Genomic DNA, 13,917 nt, shown 5'->3' on the forward strand with positions numbered 1-13,917 from the left:
GCGATGGGCGCGCTGGCCATGTTCGGCGAGAAGTACGGCGAGGAAGTCCGCGTCGTCGAGATCGGCGACTACTCCCGCGAACTGTGCGGCGGCACGCCGCCGCCGGCCTGCTGGCCGCCGAGTGGACCGGGGACACCACCGAGGCCGAGGTGGTCGACCTCGACGAGGAGCAGTACCGCAGGGGCGCCGTCACCCCCAAGCTGTACGGCACGCTCCGCGTCCCCGCGGCCGGGCGCAAGCTGTCCGGCCGCAAGGCGGGCTCCTCGGGCACCGCGCCGGGCTCGGCCGAGTCGATCGCCCGCGAGGTGGTCGCCCGGATGGCGCCCGGCGTGACCTACATCCTCGGGCCGGGCGCGACCACCGCCGCGGTGGGCCGCCGGCTCGGCCTGGCCACCACGCTCCTCGGCGTGGACGTGGTCCGCGACGGCGAACTCGTCGCCGCCGACGTAGCGGAGGAAGGGCTCCTGCCCCTGGCGGAGGGCGCCGTGGTGGTGCTGTCGGCGATCGGCGGCCAGGGCTTCGTGCTCGGCCGCGGCAACCAGCAGATCTCGCCCCGGGTGCTCCGCCGTACCCAAGACCTCCTGGTCCTGGCCACCCAGCAGAAACTCGCCGCCCTGCACGGCCGGCCGCTGCTGCTGGACACCGGCGACCAGGACACGGACCAGCGACTCAGCGGACACGTCCGGGTGATCACCGGATACCGCGAAAGCACGATCTATCGGATGGAAAACGCATGAACACACTCGCAGGCAAGGTCGCCGTCGTCACCGGCGGAGCCTCCGGCATCGGGCGCGCCACCGCCCGCCTCTTCGCCGCGGAAGGCGCGAAGGTGGTCGTGGCCGACCTCGACGGCGAGGGCGCCGAGCGCGTCGCCGCCGAGATCGGCGGCCTGGCCGTGGCGGCCGACGTCTCCCAGCCGGGGGACTGCGAGCGCGTCGTCCGCGCCGCCGTGGACACCTACGGCGGGCTGCACGTGCTGTTCAACAACGCCGGCATCATCCGCCGCTTCACCGCGGTGGACCTGGAGATCGAGGAATGGGACCGCGTCATGGCGGTCAACGTGCGCTCGGTCTTCCTGATGTGCAAGTACGCGATCCCGCTCATGACCCAGGGCGGCGCGATCGTGAACACCGGCTCGGGCTGGGGTCTCAAGGGCGGCGGGAACGCGATCTCGTACTGCGCCTCCAAGGCCGCGGTGGTCAACATGACGCGGGCGCTCGCGATCGACCACGCCAAGGACGGGATCCGGGTGAACTCCGTCAATCCCGGCGACACCGACACCCCGATGCTGCGGGAGGAAGCCCGCCAGCTCAACGAGGACTGGGCGGCCTTCGAGAAGGACGCCGCCGACCGGCCCATGGGCCGCTCCGGCACGCCTGACGAGATCGCTCAGGCCGTGCTCTTCCTGGCGAGCGACGCCGCCAGCTACATCACCGGATCCGCCCTCGTCGTCGACGGCGGCGGACTCGCTTAGGAAGGTAACCCCCCATGAAGAAGATCGCAGCCCTGGCCGCGCTGGCCCTCGCGGTCACCGCGTGCAGCGGGAGCAACAGCGCGTCCGGCGTCAAGCAGGCCGACGGCAAGGTCACCATCCGCTGGGCCACCTGGGGCTCGGCCGAGGACGTCGCCTTCTACAAGGAGTTCAACGACTCCTTCATGAAGAAGCACCCGAACATCGTGCTGAAGATGGAGTCGGTGCCGAAGTACGAGGACTACCACCCCAAGCTGCTCACCCAGCTCACCAGCAAGACCGCGCCCGACGTCTTCTTCGTGGGTGACGACAACATCGGCAAGTTCGTCTCGGCCGGCGTGCTCGCCCCGCTGAACGAGCGGCTGGCCGGCCCCGACTCCAAGAGCAAGCCCGAGGACTTCTTCGAGGGCGTGTACGGCGGGGCCAAGAAGGACGGCCAGATCTACGGCATGCCCAACGACGTCAACCCGGAAGTGCTCTGGTACGACAAGAAGGCGCTCGCCGAGGCCGGCGTCACCGAGGACCCGGCCACCCTGCACGCCGCCGGCCAGTGGACGATGGCCAAGTACCTCGACATGAACGCCAAGCTCAAGGCGGCCGGCAAGGGCGGCTCGATCTTCTGGAACTGGTACGGCTCCACGTACAGCATGATCAACGGCTTCGGCGGCAAGGTCTGGGACGGCGGCAAGTTCGTCGCCACCACCGACCCCAAGTCCCGCAAGGCCCTGGAGACGCTGGCCAAGGGCTACGCCGACAAGACCTTCCTCTCCGCCGACGTGCTGCCCAGCGGCAACGGCCCGAGCACCCAGTTCATCAAGCACAAGGTCGGCTTCTACGCCGGCGGCCGCTGGGTGATCGACTCGGTCAAGAAGGGCGGCGACCCCAACAGCTACGACATCGTGCCCTTCCCGTCGGAGACCGGCCAGCCGATGCCCGGCGCCGTGGCCGCGTCCTACCTGTCGATCAACAAGGACAGCAAGGCCCCCAAGGAGGCCTTCACCTTCCTCACCGAGTTCGTCAGCAAGGAAGGCCAGCTCATCCGGCTCAAGGGCGGCGGCGCGGTGCCGTCGGTCAAGGGCGCCGAGTCGATCGTGCTCGACGGCTACCCCGCGCACGCGCAGACCTTCCTCGACGTGCGTGACACCGGCTTCGCCAACTACGCCGAAGAGGTCTCCGTCCCGGGCCTGACCAAGGACATCAACGACCACCTCCTGAAGGTCTGGACCGGCAAGATCCCGTTCGAGCAGGGCATGACCGACCTGCAGGCCCTCGTCGACGGCAAGCTGGGCTGACCCGTGGCCGTGCTCACCAAGGCACGGCCCAAAGCCGCCCTCCCGGTGCCGCCTACCAAGATCAGGCACCGGGACGGCTGGTGGGCCGCCTTCTTCCTCGCCCCGCAGGTGATCGGGCTCTTCGCCTTCCTGCTCTTCCCGCTCGGCTTCGCCTTCGTCCTGGCCTTCATGAAGTGGGACGGGCTGGGCGAGAAGAGCTGGGTGGGCTTCGACAACTTCACCGCCATCCTCGGCGAGCCCGACTTCCACACCGCGCTGTGGAACACCCTCAAGCTGGCGGTCCTGACCATCCCGGTCGGCCTCGGCCTGGCGCTGCTCATCGCGGTGGCGCTCAACACCATCAAGGGCAAGGGCTTCTACCGGGTCCTGTACTTCCTGCCGGTGATCACCAGCTCGGTCGCGGTCGCGCTGATGTGGCAGGTCATCCTCGCCAGCGGCGACTACGGCGTGCTCAACAACACCGTCCGCGACTGGTTCGGCATCACCCTGCCCGACTGGCTCGACGACAAGAACTGGGTGCTCCTCGCCATCGCGGTGGTCACCATCTGGTCCTCGCTCGGGCTCAACGTGGTCATCTTCCTGGCCGGGCTGCAGACCATCCCGCCGCAGCTCGTCGAGGCCGCGCGGATCGACGGCGCCGGACCGGTCCGGATCTTCCGCAGCGTCACGCTCCCGCTGGTGTCACCCACGATCTTCTTCACCATGATCGTCTCGGTGATCAGCTCGTTGCAGGCCTTCGACCAGATCTACGTCCTGGTCGACCCCGAGCACAACGACGGCGCCCGCACCATCGTCTTCCAGGTCTACGAGCTCGGCTTCCTCAAGTTCGAGTTCGGGCTCAGCTCCGCCGCCGCGCTCATCCTCCTGGTGCTCACCCTGCTGGTCACCCTCGTGCAGTTCGGCGCGCAGAAACGGTTCGTCCACTATGACTCTTAGCCACGTGGCCGTCGCCGGGCCCGGCCGGGGCGCCCGGGCCCGGCAGGTCCTGCTGCACACCGCCCTCATCCTGGGCGGCCTGGTCATGCTCTTCCCGTTCGCCTGGATGATCCTGACCTCCTTCAAGGGCGAGCAGCAGATGTTGCACTCGCCCCTCGACTGGCTGCCGGCCCCCTGGCGCCCGGAGAACTACACCGACGCGCTCTCCGCGCTGCCGTTCGGCCAGGCGTACTGGAACAGCTTCTACATCGCCTTCCTCAACGTGGTGCTCACCCTCACCACCTCGGCGATGGCGGCCTACGCCTTCGCCCGGATCCGCTTCCGCGGCTCCGGCGCGCTGTTCGTGCTCTTCCTCGCCACCCAGATGGTGCCCTCCCAGGTCACCATCGTGCCGCTCTACCTCATGCTCTCCGAGCTGGGCTGGGTGGACTCGCACCTGTCGCTGATCGTGCCGAGCATCGTCAACCCGTTCGCGGTCTTCCTGCTGCGGCAGTTCATCCGCGCGGTGCCGATCGAGCTCGAAGAGGCGGCCAGACTCGACGGCGCCAACCGCTGGACGATCTTCTGGCGCATCGTCGTGCCGAACATCAAGCCCGGCCTCGGCGCCTACGCGATCATCGCCTTCCTGGGGTCGTGGAACGGGTACTTCTTCCCGCTCATCTTCCTCAACTCGCCCGAACTGGCCACCGTCCCGCTCCTGGTCGCCCGCTTCGCCGGGGACCACGGCGCGATCAACTACGGCCTGACCCTCGCCGCCACCGCCATCTCGATCATCCCCATGATGATCGCCTTCCTGGTCGGGCAGCGGCGCATCCTCAACAGCATGGCCATGTCCGGACTCGGAGGACGCTGATGGTGCTCGATCTCGACGAGCGGCCCTACACCGAGCGGGGTTCGCGCCTGCTCGTCATGGGGGCCGAGGACGGGACGCTGTGGATCGCGCGGGCGCTCTACGAGACGCGGCTGTCGGCCACGACCGTCCTGACCGGGCTGCGGGTGCGTGCGGGGTCGCGGGAGCTGGCGGTACGGCAGGCGCTGCCGTACCGGGTGGAGTTCGAGGACGGCGTGGTCCTGACCTTCGCCGACCGCGACACCCTGGTCCTCCTCGCGCCCGAGGCGGGGGAGGGGTTCAACGCGTCCTGGGAGGGCGGGGAGGCGGAGATCGCCCCGTGCCTGACCCTGGTCGGCACGGCCCCGGCCGGTGATCGTGAGGCGATCGTCGCGGCGGCGGAGAGCCGGTGGCGAGGGTGGCTGGAGCGGATGCCTGCCGTACCGGACGACCTGCGGGAGCGGGCCGAGATGGCGTGGTGGACCCTGGGTGTCAACCTGATCGACATCCAGGGCCGCGAGTCGCTGATCCCCTCCAAGTACGGCTACGTCGGCCTCTGGAACTGGGACTCCTACTTCCACGCCATCGGCCTGCGCCACGGCGACCCCGAGCTGGCCCGCGAGCAGATCCGCATCCTGCTCGACAACCAGCGCCCCGACGGCCTCATCCCGGACGTCGTGCACGACCACGGCGTGCTGGCCGAGACCACCGACCTGCCCCGCTCCGACCTGGCCCGGATGGACCAGCACGTCGGCGGCGGAGCGCCGCGCGAGCTGGTGCCGATCACCAAGCCCCCGCTGACCGCGTGGGCGGTGTGGAAGATCCACGAGGTGGCCCCCGACCCGGGCTTCCTCGCCGAGGTCTACGAGCGCCTGGTGCGTTCGCAGGAGTGGTGGTTCACCGCCTCCGACCCCGACGGGGACGGCCTGGCGGAGTACCTGCACCCCTACTCCTCCGGCCTGGACGACTCGCCGATCTGGGACCTCGGTCCCCGCGCCGAGCCGCCCGACCTCAACGCCTACCTGGCCTTCCAGTACGACCGGCTGGCCGACATCGCCGACGCCCTCGGGCACGCCGGCGACGCGGCGCGCTGGCGAGGGCGGGCCCAGGAACTGGTGGACCTGCTGGTGGCCCGGCGCTGGGACGGCGCCCGTTTCACCACGCTGGTCGGCGACCAGGTCGCCCGTACCAGGACGGCGCTCGACCTCATGCCGCTGTTCACCGGGCGGCTGCCACGGGAGATCGCGGACACGCTGGTCGCACAGCTCACCTCCGCCTCGTTCTGGGCGCCGGTGCCGTCGGTGGCCTACGACGACCCCGACTTCGACCCCGAGGCCATGTGGCGGGGGCCGGTCTGGCTCAACGTGAACTACCTGATCATCGACGGGCTGCGCCGCTCGGGCTACCCGCAGGTCGCCGACGATCTCACCGCCCGGGTGCTGGAGCTCGTGCGGGACGGCGGCGGGCTCTACGAGTATTGGAACCCGCTGACCGGGACCAAGGCCAAGCGCGCCACCACCGGCTTCGGCTGGTCGTCGGCGCTCTTCCTCGACCTGGCCGCCACGTCCCGCTAAAGGCGGGCCAGGAAGGCGAGGACGCGGGTGGTGAGGAGCTCGGCCGCGGCCGGGTCGTAGGAGGGCAGGGTGGGGTCGGCGAACAGGTGCGACGAACCGGGATAGAGGAACAGCTCGGCGTCGGCCCCCGACTCCACCAGGGCACGCGCGGCGTCCAGGTCGCCCTCCCCGGCGAACACCTCGTCCCCCTCCATCCCGTGCACCTGCACCGGCACCCCCGCCGGCCACGAGGGGCCGAACTCGGTGACCGGCACGCACGACTCCACCAGCAGCGCCCCACGCGCCCCAGGACGCGTCTGAGCGAGCGACTGGGCCGGGAGCACCCCGAGGGAGAACCCGGCGTAGACCAGCGCGTCAGGAAGCCCTGAGACGGCGTCATGGCCGCGATCCAGGACGGTCTGGAAGCCGGTCTCCCGCACGTAGGCCAGGCCGTCCTTCAGGTCGGTGAAGACCCGGCCCTCGAAGAGGTCGGGCAGGTGGACGGTGTGCCCCTCCCGGCGGAGCCGGTCGGCGAACTCGCGCACGCCGGCGGTCAGCCCGCAGGCGTGGTGGAACAGCAGGACCTCGGCCATGGTCGGCTCCTTCGCCGGTCGGGGAAGTGACGCCGCCCAGCATGCCCTGCGGGTCCGACAGTTCCCCGCAGGACTCCCGGAAGATCAGCCGAAGACGGCGGGCGGGGGGACCGGCGCCAGGACCGCCTCGCCGTCGTGGATGGGCGCGGCGCCGCCCAGGAAGCGGGTGAGCGCGTCCCCCTCGACCAGCCTGGCCTGGGTGAGCCCACCGGCCGCACGGCGGCCGAGCAGCTCGATCGGCAGCGGCTGGGCCGAGGCGGCCAGGATGAGGTTGCCGAACCGGCGCCCGCGCAGGATCCCCGGCTCGGCCATGAGCGCCACGTGCCGGAACCGCTCCCGCACGGTCGCGGTGAGCCGGCGCGCGAAGGCCAGCCCCTTGCCGTCGGCCATGTTCACCAGCAGCGTCCCCCCGGGCCGCAGGACCCGCCCGATGTCGGCCATGTACTCCAGGGTCGCCAGCTCCACCGGCATGGTCGCGGCGGTGAAGGCGTCGAGCACGAACAGGTCGGCCGACTCGTCCCAGAGCCCGGCCGTGCCCTCACGCCCGCCCGCCACGCGGACCTTGAGCTTGGGCACGGACTTGAGGTCGAGCTGCTCGCGCACCAGATCGACCAGCCGCGCGTCGGGTTCGACGACGATGTGCCGCGAGCCGGGCCGGGTCGCGGCGATGTAACGCGGGATGGTGCACGCCCCGCCGCCGACGTGGACGCATCCCAGCGGGCCCTCCGGCAGGAGGTCGATCACGTCCGCCATGAGCCGGACATACTCGAAATCCAGATATGTGGGGTCTTGAAGGTCGACGTACGACTGAGGTACGCCTTCCTTGGACAGCACCCAGCCGTCCTGCCGGTCCAGGTCACGCAGCAGCTCGACGTCCCCGAAGGTCGTCTGGTACGTACCGGGCATCGGGTCCCGTCCGCCCCTTCTCATGGAGAAAACCGTATGCGACGCCGCAGGTTGATCGCGCTCGGGATAGGCATCCTGTGCGTGGTCGCCGCCGCGGCCTTCGCGGTGGGGATGGGCAGCGGCGGCGTGCGGGGCAGCGCCGAGCAGACCGCCAGGGCCTACTTCCGCGCGTGGACCGGCCGCGACGTGGACGCCATGCGCAGCCTCGTGGACCGGCCGCCGGCCGACTTCACCCGCCGCCACCTGGGCCTGTCCGAGGCGCTCCAGCTCGAAGGGGTGGACCTGCGCCCCCGCCCGGTACGGCAGGCCGGCGCGGACGCCGCCGAGGTGCCCTTCACCGGCACGATGCGGCTGAAGCGGTTCGGCCCGTGGGAGTTCGAGAGCACGCTGCGCCTGGCCGTACGGGAGCGGCGGTGGAAGGTGGTCTGGACGCCCGAGACGCTGCACCCGCTGCTCAAGGGCGGCGCGACCATCGAGGTCGAGCCGGTCGAGGGCCCCGCGGTCACGCTGGTGACCGCCGAGGGCGCCCAGCTCCCGCGCCGCGGCTACAACGACGCCTACCTCGACGCGCTCCGTACCGAGTTCGAGGGGACGAGCGTCGGCTGGGCGCTGGTGGCGGCCGGCGAGCGGGTCAAGGAGATCCCGCCCAAGACCACCGAGGTCCGGCTGACGCTGTCGAGGCCGGTGCAGGCGGCGGCGGCCCGGGCGCTGGACGAGGTCGAGGACGCGGCGATCGTCGCGCTGCGGGCGAGCACGGGCGAGGTGCTCGCGGTGGCCGACCGGCTGGTGCGCGCCAGCGCGTTCACCGACTACTTCCCGCCCGGCTCGACCTTCAAGGTGGTGAGCGCCGCGGCCCTGCTGGAGACCGGCCTGCAGCCGGACACGCCGGTGGACTGCCCGGCCTCGTACCAGATCCCCTTCCACAGCCCGGTCGGCAACGCCGCCGGCTTCGAGGTGGGCCTGACCACCTTCGAGGGCGCCTTCGCCTGGTCGTGCAACACCAGCTTCGTCCAGCAGGCCTACGAGCGGGAGCTCGGGCCGCGCCTGGCCGGGGTGGCGGCCGACTGGGGGTTCACCGACCGCCCGCTGGCCACCGGGATGGGCGGGCGCTGCGGCCGGCTGACCGAGCCCGGCGATCCCGAGGAGCTCAAGCTGGCGGTGATCGGCCAGGGCACGGTGGAGGCGACGCCGCTGTGCATGGCCGCGGTCGCGGCGGCGGTCCGGAGCGGCACGTGGCAGCCCCCGAGGCTGCTCGGCGACGCCGAGGCCACCCGCATCGACGGGGCCCGGCAGCCTGCCGTACGCCTGGATCCAGTGGTGATCGAGCAGCTCAGGCGGATGATGGGCACGGTGGTCAGCGGCGGTACGGCCAGCGAGGGCGGCCTGCCCGAGGACGTGTACGGCAAGACGGGCACGGCCGAGACGCCCGGCGGCGGCGACCACGCGTGGTTCATCGGCTACCAGGACGACCTGGCCTTCTGCGTCTTCGTCCGGCACGGCGGCTCGGGCGCGAAGGTCGCGGTGCCCGTCGCGGCCAGATTCCTGAGAGGCTTGTGATCGTGAATCTTGGTACGGAGCAGTACGTGTCGGTCACCACCTTCCGCAAGGACGGCACGCCGATGGCGACCCCGGTCTGGGTCGTGCCCTACGGCGAGGGCGCGCTGGCCTTCTGGACCGTGACCGCGTCAGGCAAGATCAAGCGCATCCGACGCGACCCGAACGTCACCGTCGCCCCCTGCGACGTGCGCGGGAACCTGCGCGGCGAGCCGGTGCCCGGCAAGGCGGAACTGCTCGACCCGGCCGAGACCGCGCGGGTGCGGACGCTGCTGGGCCGCAAGTACGGCGTGCTCGGCCGGCTGATCGTGTGGAGCAGCCGGATCCGCCGTGGCGCGGCCGGCACGGTGGGGGTAAAGATCACCGGGCTGTGACCCTGCTTTGACGGTCGTACGGGCATAGCCGGTGCATGGAACTACTGTCGCGTAATTGGTGGTTGCTGCTGATACGCGGCATCATCGCGATCATCTTCGGCATCATGGCGATGATCTGGCCCGGGATCACGCTCTGGGTCCTGGTGCTCTTCTTCGGCGCCTACGCCCTCGTCGACGGCGTCTTCGCGTTGTTCGCCGGCTTCCAGCAGCCCAAGGGCTCCAAGGCCTGGCTGATCACGATGGGCGTCCTGGGCATCCTGGCGGGCATCGTGGCCTTCGTCTGGCCGGGCATGACCACGCTGGTGCTGCTCTACGTCATCGCCTTCTGGGCGATCTTCACCGGTATCACGCAGATCGTCGCGGGCGTACGGCTCCGCAAGACCATCACCAACGAGTGGCTGCTCATCCTGAGCGGCGTGCTCGGGGTGATCTTCGGCATCCTGCTGGTGATCTGGCCGGGCGCCGGGGCACTCGCGATGATCTGGCTGATCGCCGTGTTCGCCATCCTCTACGGGATCACCTTGTGCGTCCTGGCCTTCAAGGTGAAAAGCCTCGCGAAATAGCTCGTCATGGGCGCAAAAATTCCGTATAACGCCGCCAAAAGCGGGGAACGATGCGCTCATGGACGTTCTGGACAGGCTCTCCCGCCATCTGCTCGTCGACGGCTACCGGCTGGTTCTCGATCTCGAACGCAGCAGGGGCTCCTGGTTGGTCGATGCACGGACCGGCCGCCGATACCTCGACTTCTACACCTTCTTCGCCTCGGCCCCGCTGGGCGTGAACCCGCCGCTCGACCCCGCCCGCCTGGCCGGGGTCGCGCTGAACAAGCCCGCCAACCCGGACATGTACACCGAGGAGCTGGCGGGCTTCGTGGACACCTTCTCGCGCGTCCTGGCCGATCCCGACCTGCCGCACCTGTTCTTCGTCGAGGGCGGCGCCCTGGCCGTCGAGAACGCCCTGAAGACCGCCTTCGACTGGAAGAGCCGGCGCAACGAGGCCGCCGGCCGCTCCCCGGACCTCGGCACCCAGGTCATGCACCTGACCAGGGCCTTCCACGGGCGCAGCGGCTACACCCTGTCGCTGACCAACACCGACCCGAACAAGACCGACCGCTTCCCCAAGTTCGGCTGGCCGCGCATCCCCGTCCCGGCCACGCATTTCCCGGACACCGAGGCGATCGAGGCCGAGGCGCTGGCCCAGGCAAGGGCCGCCTTCGAGCGCCACCCGCACGACATCGCCTGCTTCCTCGCCGAGCCGATCCAGGGCGAGGGCGGCGACAACCACATGCGCCCGGAGTTCCTGCAGGCCATGCAGGCGCTGTGCCACGAGCACGACGCCCTGTTCATCCTGGACGAGGTGCAGACCGGCGGCGGAACCACCGGCACCCCGTGGGCCTACCAGCAGCTCGGCCTCGCTCCCGACGTGGTGGCGTTCGCCAAGAAGGTCCAGGTCGGCGGGATCATGGCCGGCCGCCGCGTGGACCTCGTGCCGGACAACGTCTTCCGGGTGAGCGGCCGGATCAACTCCACCTGGGGCGGCGGCCTGGTCGACATGGTCCGCTCCCAGGCCATCCTGGAGATCGTCGAGCGCGACGGCCTCATCAAGCGCGCGGGCACCCTCGGCACGTGGATCGTGGAACGGCTCGGCAAGCTCCAGGCGGAGTTCCCCGGCCTGGTCTCGGGCGCGCGCGGGCGCGGGCTGATGTGCGCGATCGACCTGCCCACGCCGGGCCAGCGGGACGCGCTGGTCGCGGGGCTGCGCGAGGAGGAGGGCGTGCTCGTGCTGCCCTCCGGACCTCGCTCGATCCGGCTCCGCCCGGCACTCAACGTCACCGAGGAGGAGCTGGACCTCGGACTGACGGCCTGCGCACGCGTCCTGTCCCGCCTCGCCCCGGCCTAGGACACGCGGGCGCCGGCCGCCCGCCGTACGAGCCGCACGGGCGCGGTGAACCACCGCGCCCGCGCGGATCAGGTCTTGAGATCTGGATGGGTACGGCTCAGCCAGACGCCGATCGCCGTGCCGCGGGAGTCCACTCCCAACTTGGAATAGATGCGGTTCACGTGGTTCTTCACGGTTTTCTCGCTGAGGAAGAGCCGTTGGGCGATCTCGCCGTTGGACTCGCCGCGGGCGATGAGGTCCATGACCTCCGCCTCGCGCTTGCTCAGCGACATGGCCACGTGCTCGTAGGCTGCGTCGTCGACTCTCATCCGGCCTCCGGGGCGGCGAAGACGTTTCGGTCGCCGATACCCCCGTGCTTCCGGCGTACGCGCTAGACAGCGAGCATAACTCGCATTGTCCCGATTTGTGGATAATCCGCGAAAAGGCCCGGCCACCTGGGTGACCGGGCCTTCCGACCTGGGGTGAGCGAGGGGACTTGAACCCCCGGCATCCAGGACCACAACCTGGCGCTCTGCCAACTGAGCTACGCCCACCATGCGTGCCGCGCTTGGCGGCACAGAGAAAAGTGTAGCGGGGTTCGGGAGTCTTTACGCCATCGATTAGCGCGTGACACCCTCGGCCAGTGCCCGGGCCGTCGCCGAGTCGGGGCCGGGCTGGGCGACGAACACCGCCGCACGGTAGTACCGCATCTCCCGGACGCTCTCGGTGATGTCGGCCAGGGCGCGGTGACCGCCCTGCTTCTCCGGCGCGGCGAAGTAGACCCGCGGGTACCAGCGCCGGACCAGCTCCTTCACGGAGGACACGTCGATCATCCGGTAGTGCAGGAAGGCGTCGACCGCGGGCATGTCGCGGGCCAGGAAGGCCCGGTCGGTGCCGATCGAGTTGCCGCACAGCGGCGCCTTCTTCGGCTCGCCCACGTGGCCGCGGATGTAGTCGAGCACGAGCGACTCCGCCTCCGCCAGCGTCACGCCCTCGCCGAGCTCGGGCAGCAGGCCGGAGGCGGTGTGCATCTCGCGCACCACGTCCGACATCTGCTCCAGCGCCTCCGGCGGGGGCTTGATGACGACGTCCACGCCCTCGTCCAGCCGGTTCAGCTCGCTGTCGGTGACCACGCAGGCCACCTCGATGAGCGCGTCACGCCCAAGGTCGAGCCCGGTCATCTCGCAGTCGATCCAGACCAGGAAGTCACTCATGAAGTCTCCTTGCTTCCAGCACAAGCGTAGGGGCTCGGCGGCGCCGCGCCCTCCACCCGGCTCAGGAGAGGCGGACCGAGTTCACCAGCTTGGTCGCCAGGTCCGCGCCCAGGTTGTCCGGGACGGAGATGTAGACCAGCGCGGGCGGCTGGTCGCCGCGGTCGATCAGCAGGACCGCGCCGTTCTCCTTCTGCCACTTGTAGCCCTTGGCCTTGGACTCGGCGGAGAAGTCGAACTGGAACTCCACGATCCACGCGCTCCGCTCGCCGACCTTCGTCGCCTCGCTGGCGAGGATCTTGGGCGCGGGGTGCGGCACGGACTCGTAGAAGCGGGCGAAATCGGTGAAGACCGTCTCGGCCGCGCTCTGCAGGCTCTCGACGCCGGTGTAGGGGTAGATCGGGTTGAGCGGTCCGGTGTAGACGTTGCCGACCCAGTCCTCCTCGCTGTCGTACTTGGCGTGCGAGACGGCCTGCAGGGCGCTGGTCCAGCGCTGCATGCGCGGGTCGTTGCCGTTGACGGTCTCGGCCGGGGGCACGGTCCAGCCCTCGGGCACCTCGTAGGACAGGCCGGTCTGCGGGTCGGTGATCCGGCCGTCGGCGGGCTCGGGCAGCTCGACCGCGCCCTGCTGCGGCTGGCTCGGGTCGGGCGTGGGCGAGGTCTCCGGGGAGGCCTCGGGGGAGTTCTCGGGCGAGTTCTCGGGGGTGGGGTCGGGCTGCTGCTCGGTCTGGGCCGGGCCGGGGGTGGGCTGGGCGATCGGGGTCGACTCGCGGTTGACGAAGATGATCGCGACCGTGGCGATCAGGCCGATCACGACCAGGGCCGCCACGCCGGCCAGGATCCAGGGGAGCGCGCCCCCCTTCTTGGGCGGGGTCTGGCCGGGGGCGCCGCCCCACGGCTGGCCGCCCGGCTGGCCGGGCCACTGCTGGCCGCCCCAGGGCTGCTGGCCCGGCTGCTGGTGGCCCGGAGCCTGATGGCCGACGGGCTGCTGGTGGGGAGCCTGCTGGTGGGGGTCGTACGGATGGGGCGGCTGCTGCGGGCCGCTCCACGGCTGTTCGTGCTGCTGCGGGCCGCTCGGGGCCGGGCCGCCGTACGCGCCGTACTGGCCCTGGCCGTACATGGGCTGGCCGTACTGCTGCGTCGGATTGGCGGGCGTCTCCTGCGGCCCCGCCGGGGCCTGCTGCTGGGACGCGGCCGGACCCGTCGCCTGCTGCTCCGTCGGATGCGTGGCGTCGGTCCATTGGTTGCCGTCCCACCAGCGGAGAACGGGTGACCCGTACGGGTCCGGGTACCAGCCTGCGGGGGTCTGCGGAGTCATGG

14 protein-coding genes, 1 tRNA gene and 1 pseudogene are annotated in these 13,917 nt (G+C 70.6%); 10 read left to right on the forward strand and 6 right to left on the reverse strand.

What is annotated here, in order from left to right; genetic code table 11:
• Positions 1-83 precede the first annotated feature (83 nt).
• From AB0I67_RS39790 to AB0I67_RS39815, 6 genes are read left to right on the forward strand one after another with little or no spacing between them, the layout of a single operon-like run.
• A complete protein-coding gene (locus AB0I67_RS39790) occupies positions 84-737 on the forward strand; it encodes a hypothetical protein (RefSeq protein ID WP_357935340.1) in 654 nt (217 codons plus the stop codon).
• Positions 734-1,474, forward strand: a complete 741-nt coding sequence (locus tag AB0I67_RS39795) for an SDR family oxidoreductase (RefSeq protein WP_357935343.1) — start codon at positions 734-736, stop codon at positions 1,472-1,474. Before AB0I67_RS39790 ends, AB0I67_RS39795 begins: the two co-directional genes overlap by 4 nt.
• Positions 1,475-1,488: 14 nt before the next feature.
• Positions 1,489-2,763: a sugar ABC transporter substrate-binding protein gene (locus AB0I67_RS39800; protein WP_357935346.1), complete on the forward strand. Its 1,275-nt coding sequence runs from the start codon at positions 1,489-1,491 to the stop codon at positions 2,761-2,763.
• Between the two features lie 3 nt (positions 2,764-2,766).
• Positions 2,767-3,699, forward strand: coding sequence for a sugar ABC transporter permease (locus AB0I67_RS39805; protein ID WP_357935349.1), 933 nt, complete (start codon positions 2,767-2,769; stop codon positions 3,697-3,699).
• Positions 3,689-4,552 carry a carbohydrate ABC transporter permease gene (locus AB0I67_RS39810; RefSeq protein ID WP_357935352.1) on the forward strand — a complete coding sequence of 288 codons (864 nt, stop codon included), beginning with the start codon at positions 3,689-3,691 and terminating at the stop codon, positions 4,550-4,552. The genes AB0I67_RS39805 and AB0I67_RS39810 overlap by 11 nt, the downstream gene beginning before the upstream one ends.
• Positions 4,552-6,102, forward strand: a complete 1,551-nt coding sequence (locus AB0I67_RS39815) for a trehalase family glycosidase (protein ID WP_357935355.1) — start codon at positions 4,552-4,554, stop codon at positions 6,100-6,102. Before AB0I67_RS39810 ends, AB0I67_RS39815 begins: the two co-directional genes overlap by 1 nt.
• Here AB0I67_RS39815 and AB0I67_RS39820 read toward each other — a convergent pair.
• Positions 6,099-6,683: pseudogene (locus AB0I67_RS39820) on the reverse strand (dienelactone hydrolase family protein); the annotation flags it as partial. The gene AB0I67_RS39815 and the pseudogene AB0I67_RS39820 sit on opposite strands and share 4 nt — an antisense overlap.
• A 75-nt stretch (positions 6,684-6,758) precedes the next feature.
• On the reverse strand, positions 6,759-7,604 hold the full coding sequence (locus AB0I67_RS39825) for a fused MFS/spermidine synthase (protein ID WP_357935358.1): 846 nt from the start codon (positions 7,602-7,604) through the stop codon (positions 6,759-6,761).
• Positions 7,605-7,616: 12 nt separating this feature from the next.
• On the opposite strand from AB0I67_RS39825, the gene AB0I67_RS39830 reads away from it, so the two are divergent.
• The 4 genes from AB0I67_RS39830 to lat all read left to right on the forward strand — a co-directional run bounded on the left by AB0I67_RS39830 (position 7,617) and on the right by lat (position 11,407).
• Entirely contained in the window at positions 7,617-9,137 is a 1,521-nt protein-coding gene (locus AB0I67_RS39830; protein WP_357935361.1) for a penicillin-binding transpeptidase domain-containing protein, read from the forward strand.
• A gap of 2 nt (positions 9,138-9,139) precedes the next feature.
• Positions 9,140-9,508, forward strand: a complete 369-nt coding sequence (locus tag AB0I67_RS39835) for a PPOX class F420-dependent oxidoreductase (RefSeq protein WP_357935364.1) — start codon at positions 9,140-9,142, stop codon at positions 9,506-9,508.
• A 62-nt stretch (positions 9,509-9,570) separates the two neighbouring features.
• Positions 9,571-10,071, forward strand: a complete 501-nt coding sequence (locus AB0I67_RS39840; protein WP_357935367.1) for an HdeD family acid-resistance protein — start codon at positions 9,571-9,573, stop codon at positions 10,069-10,071.
• A 58-nt stretch (positions 10,072-10,129) separates the two neighbouring features.
• A complete protein-coding gene (gene lat, locus AB0I67_RS39845) occupies positions 10,130-11,407 on the forward strand; it encodes an L-lysine 6-transaminase (RefSeq protein WP_357935369.1) in 1,278 nt (425 codons plus the stop codon).
• Positions 11,408-11,475: 68 nt separating this feature from the next.
• Here lat and AB0I67_RS39850 read toward each other — a convergent pair whose 3' ends face one another.
• From AB0I67_RS39850 to AB0I67_RS39865, 4 genes are all read right to left on the reverse strand, one after another.
• Complete coding sequence (locus tag AB0I67_RS39850) at positions 11,476-11,715, reverse strand: response regulator transcription factor (protein WP_357935372.1); 240 nt, start codon at positions 11,713-11,715, stop codon at positions 11,476-11,478.
• A 149-nt stretch (positions 11,716-11,864) separates the two neighbouring features.
• Positions 11,865-11,940, reverse strand: a tRNA-His gene (locus AB0I67_RS39855).
• 66 nt (positions 11,941-12,006) lie between these two features.
• On the reverse strand, positions 12,007-12,600 hold the full coding sequence (gene orn, locus AB0I67_RS39860; RefSeq protein ID WP_357935375.1) for an oligoribonuclease: 594 nt from the start codon (positions 12,598-12,600) through the stop codon (positions 12,007-12,009).
• 61 nt (positions 12,601-12,661) lie between these two features.
• Positions 12,662-13,915, reverse strand: coding sequence for an APA family fibronectin-binding glycoprotein (locus AB0I67_RS39865; protein ID WP_357935378.1), 1,254 nt, complete (start codon positions 13,913-13,915; stop codon positions 12,662-12,664).
• Between the last annotated feature and the right edge of the window lie 2 nt (positions 13,916-13,917).

The sequence above is a fragment of the Nonomuraea sp. NPDC050310 genome, assembly GCF_040655795.1.
Classification (GTDB): Bacteria; Actinomycetota; Actinomycetes; order Streptosporangiales; family Streptosporangiaceae; genus Nonomuraea.

Bases quoted from the DNA above. Each gene is read 5' to 3' on its own strand.
- AB0I67_RS39795 (WP_357935343.1), top strand. From the start codon at position 734: ATGAACACACTCGCAGGCAAGGTCGCCGTCGTCACCGGCGGAGCCTCC.
- AB0I67_RS39800 (WP_357935346.1), top strand. From the start codon at position 1,489: ATGAAGAAGATCGCAGCCCTGGCCGCGCTGGCCCTCGCGGTCACCGCG.
- AB0I67_RS39810 (WP_357935352.1), top strand. From the start codon at position 3,689: ATGACTCTTAGCCACGTGGCCGTCGCCGGGCCCGGCCGGGGCGCCCGG.
- AB0I67_RS39815 (WP_357935355.1), top strand. From the start codon at position 4,552: ATGGTGCTCGATCTCGACGAGCGGCCCTACACCGAGCGGGGTTCGCGC.
- AB0I67_RS39825 (WP_357935358.1), bottom strand. From the start codon at position 7,604: ATGAGAAGGGGCGGACGGGACCCGATGCCCGGTACGTACCAGACGACC.
- AB0I67_RS39830 (WP_357935361.1), top strand. From the start codon at position 7,617: ATGCGACGCCGCAGGTTGATCGCGCTCGGGATAGGCATCCTGTGCGTG.
- lat (WP_357935369.1), top strand. From the start codon at position 10,130: ATGGACGTTCTGGACAGGCTCTCCCGCCATCTGCTCGTCGACGGCTAC.
- AB0I67_RS39850 (WP_357935372.1), bottom strand. From the start codon at position 11,715: ATGAGAGTCGACGACGCAGCCTACGAGCACGTGGCCATGTCGCTGAGC.
- orn (WP_357935375.1), bottom strand. From the start codon at position 12,600: ATGAGTGACTTCCTGGTCTGGATCGACTGCGAGATGACCGGGCTCGAC.
- AB0I67_RS39865 (WP_357935378.1), bottom strand. From the start codon at position 13,915: ATGACTCCGCAGACCCCCGCAGGCTGGTACCCGGACCCGTACGGGTCA.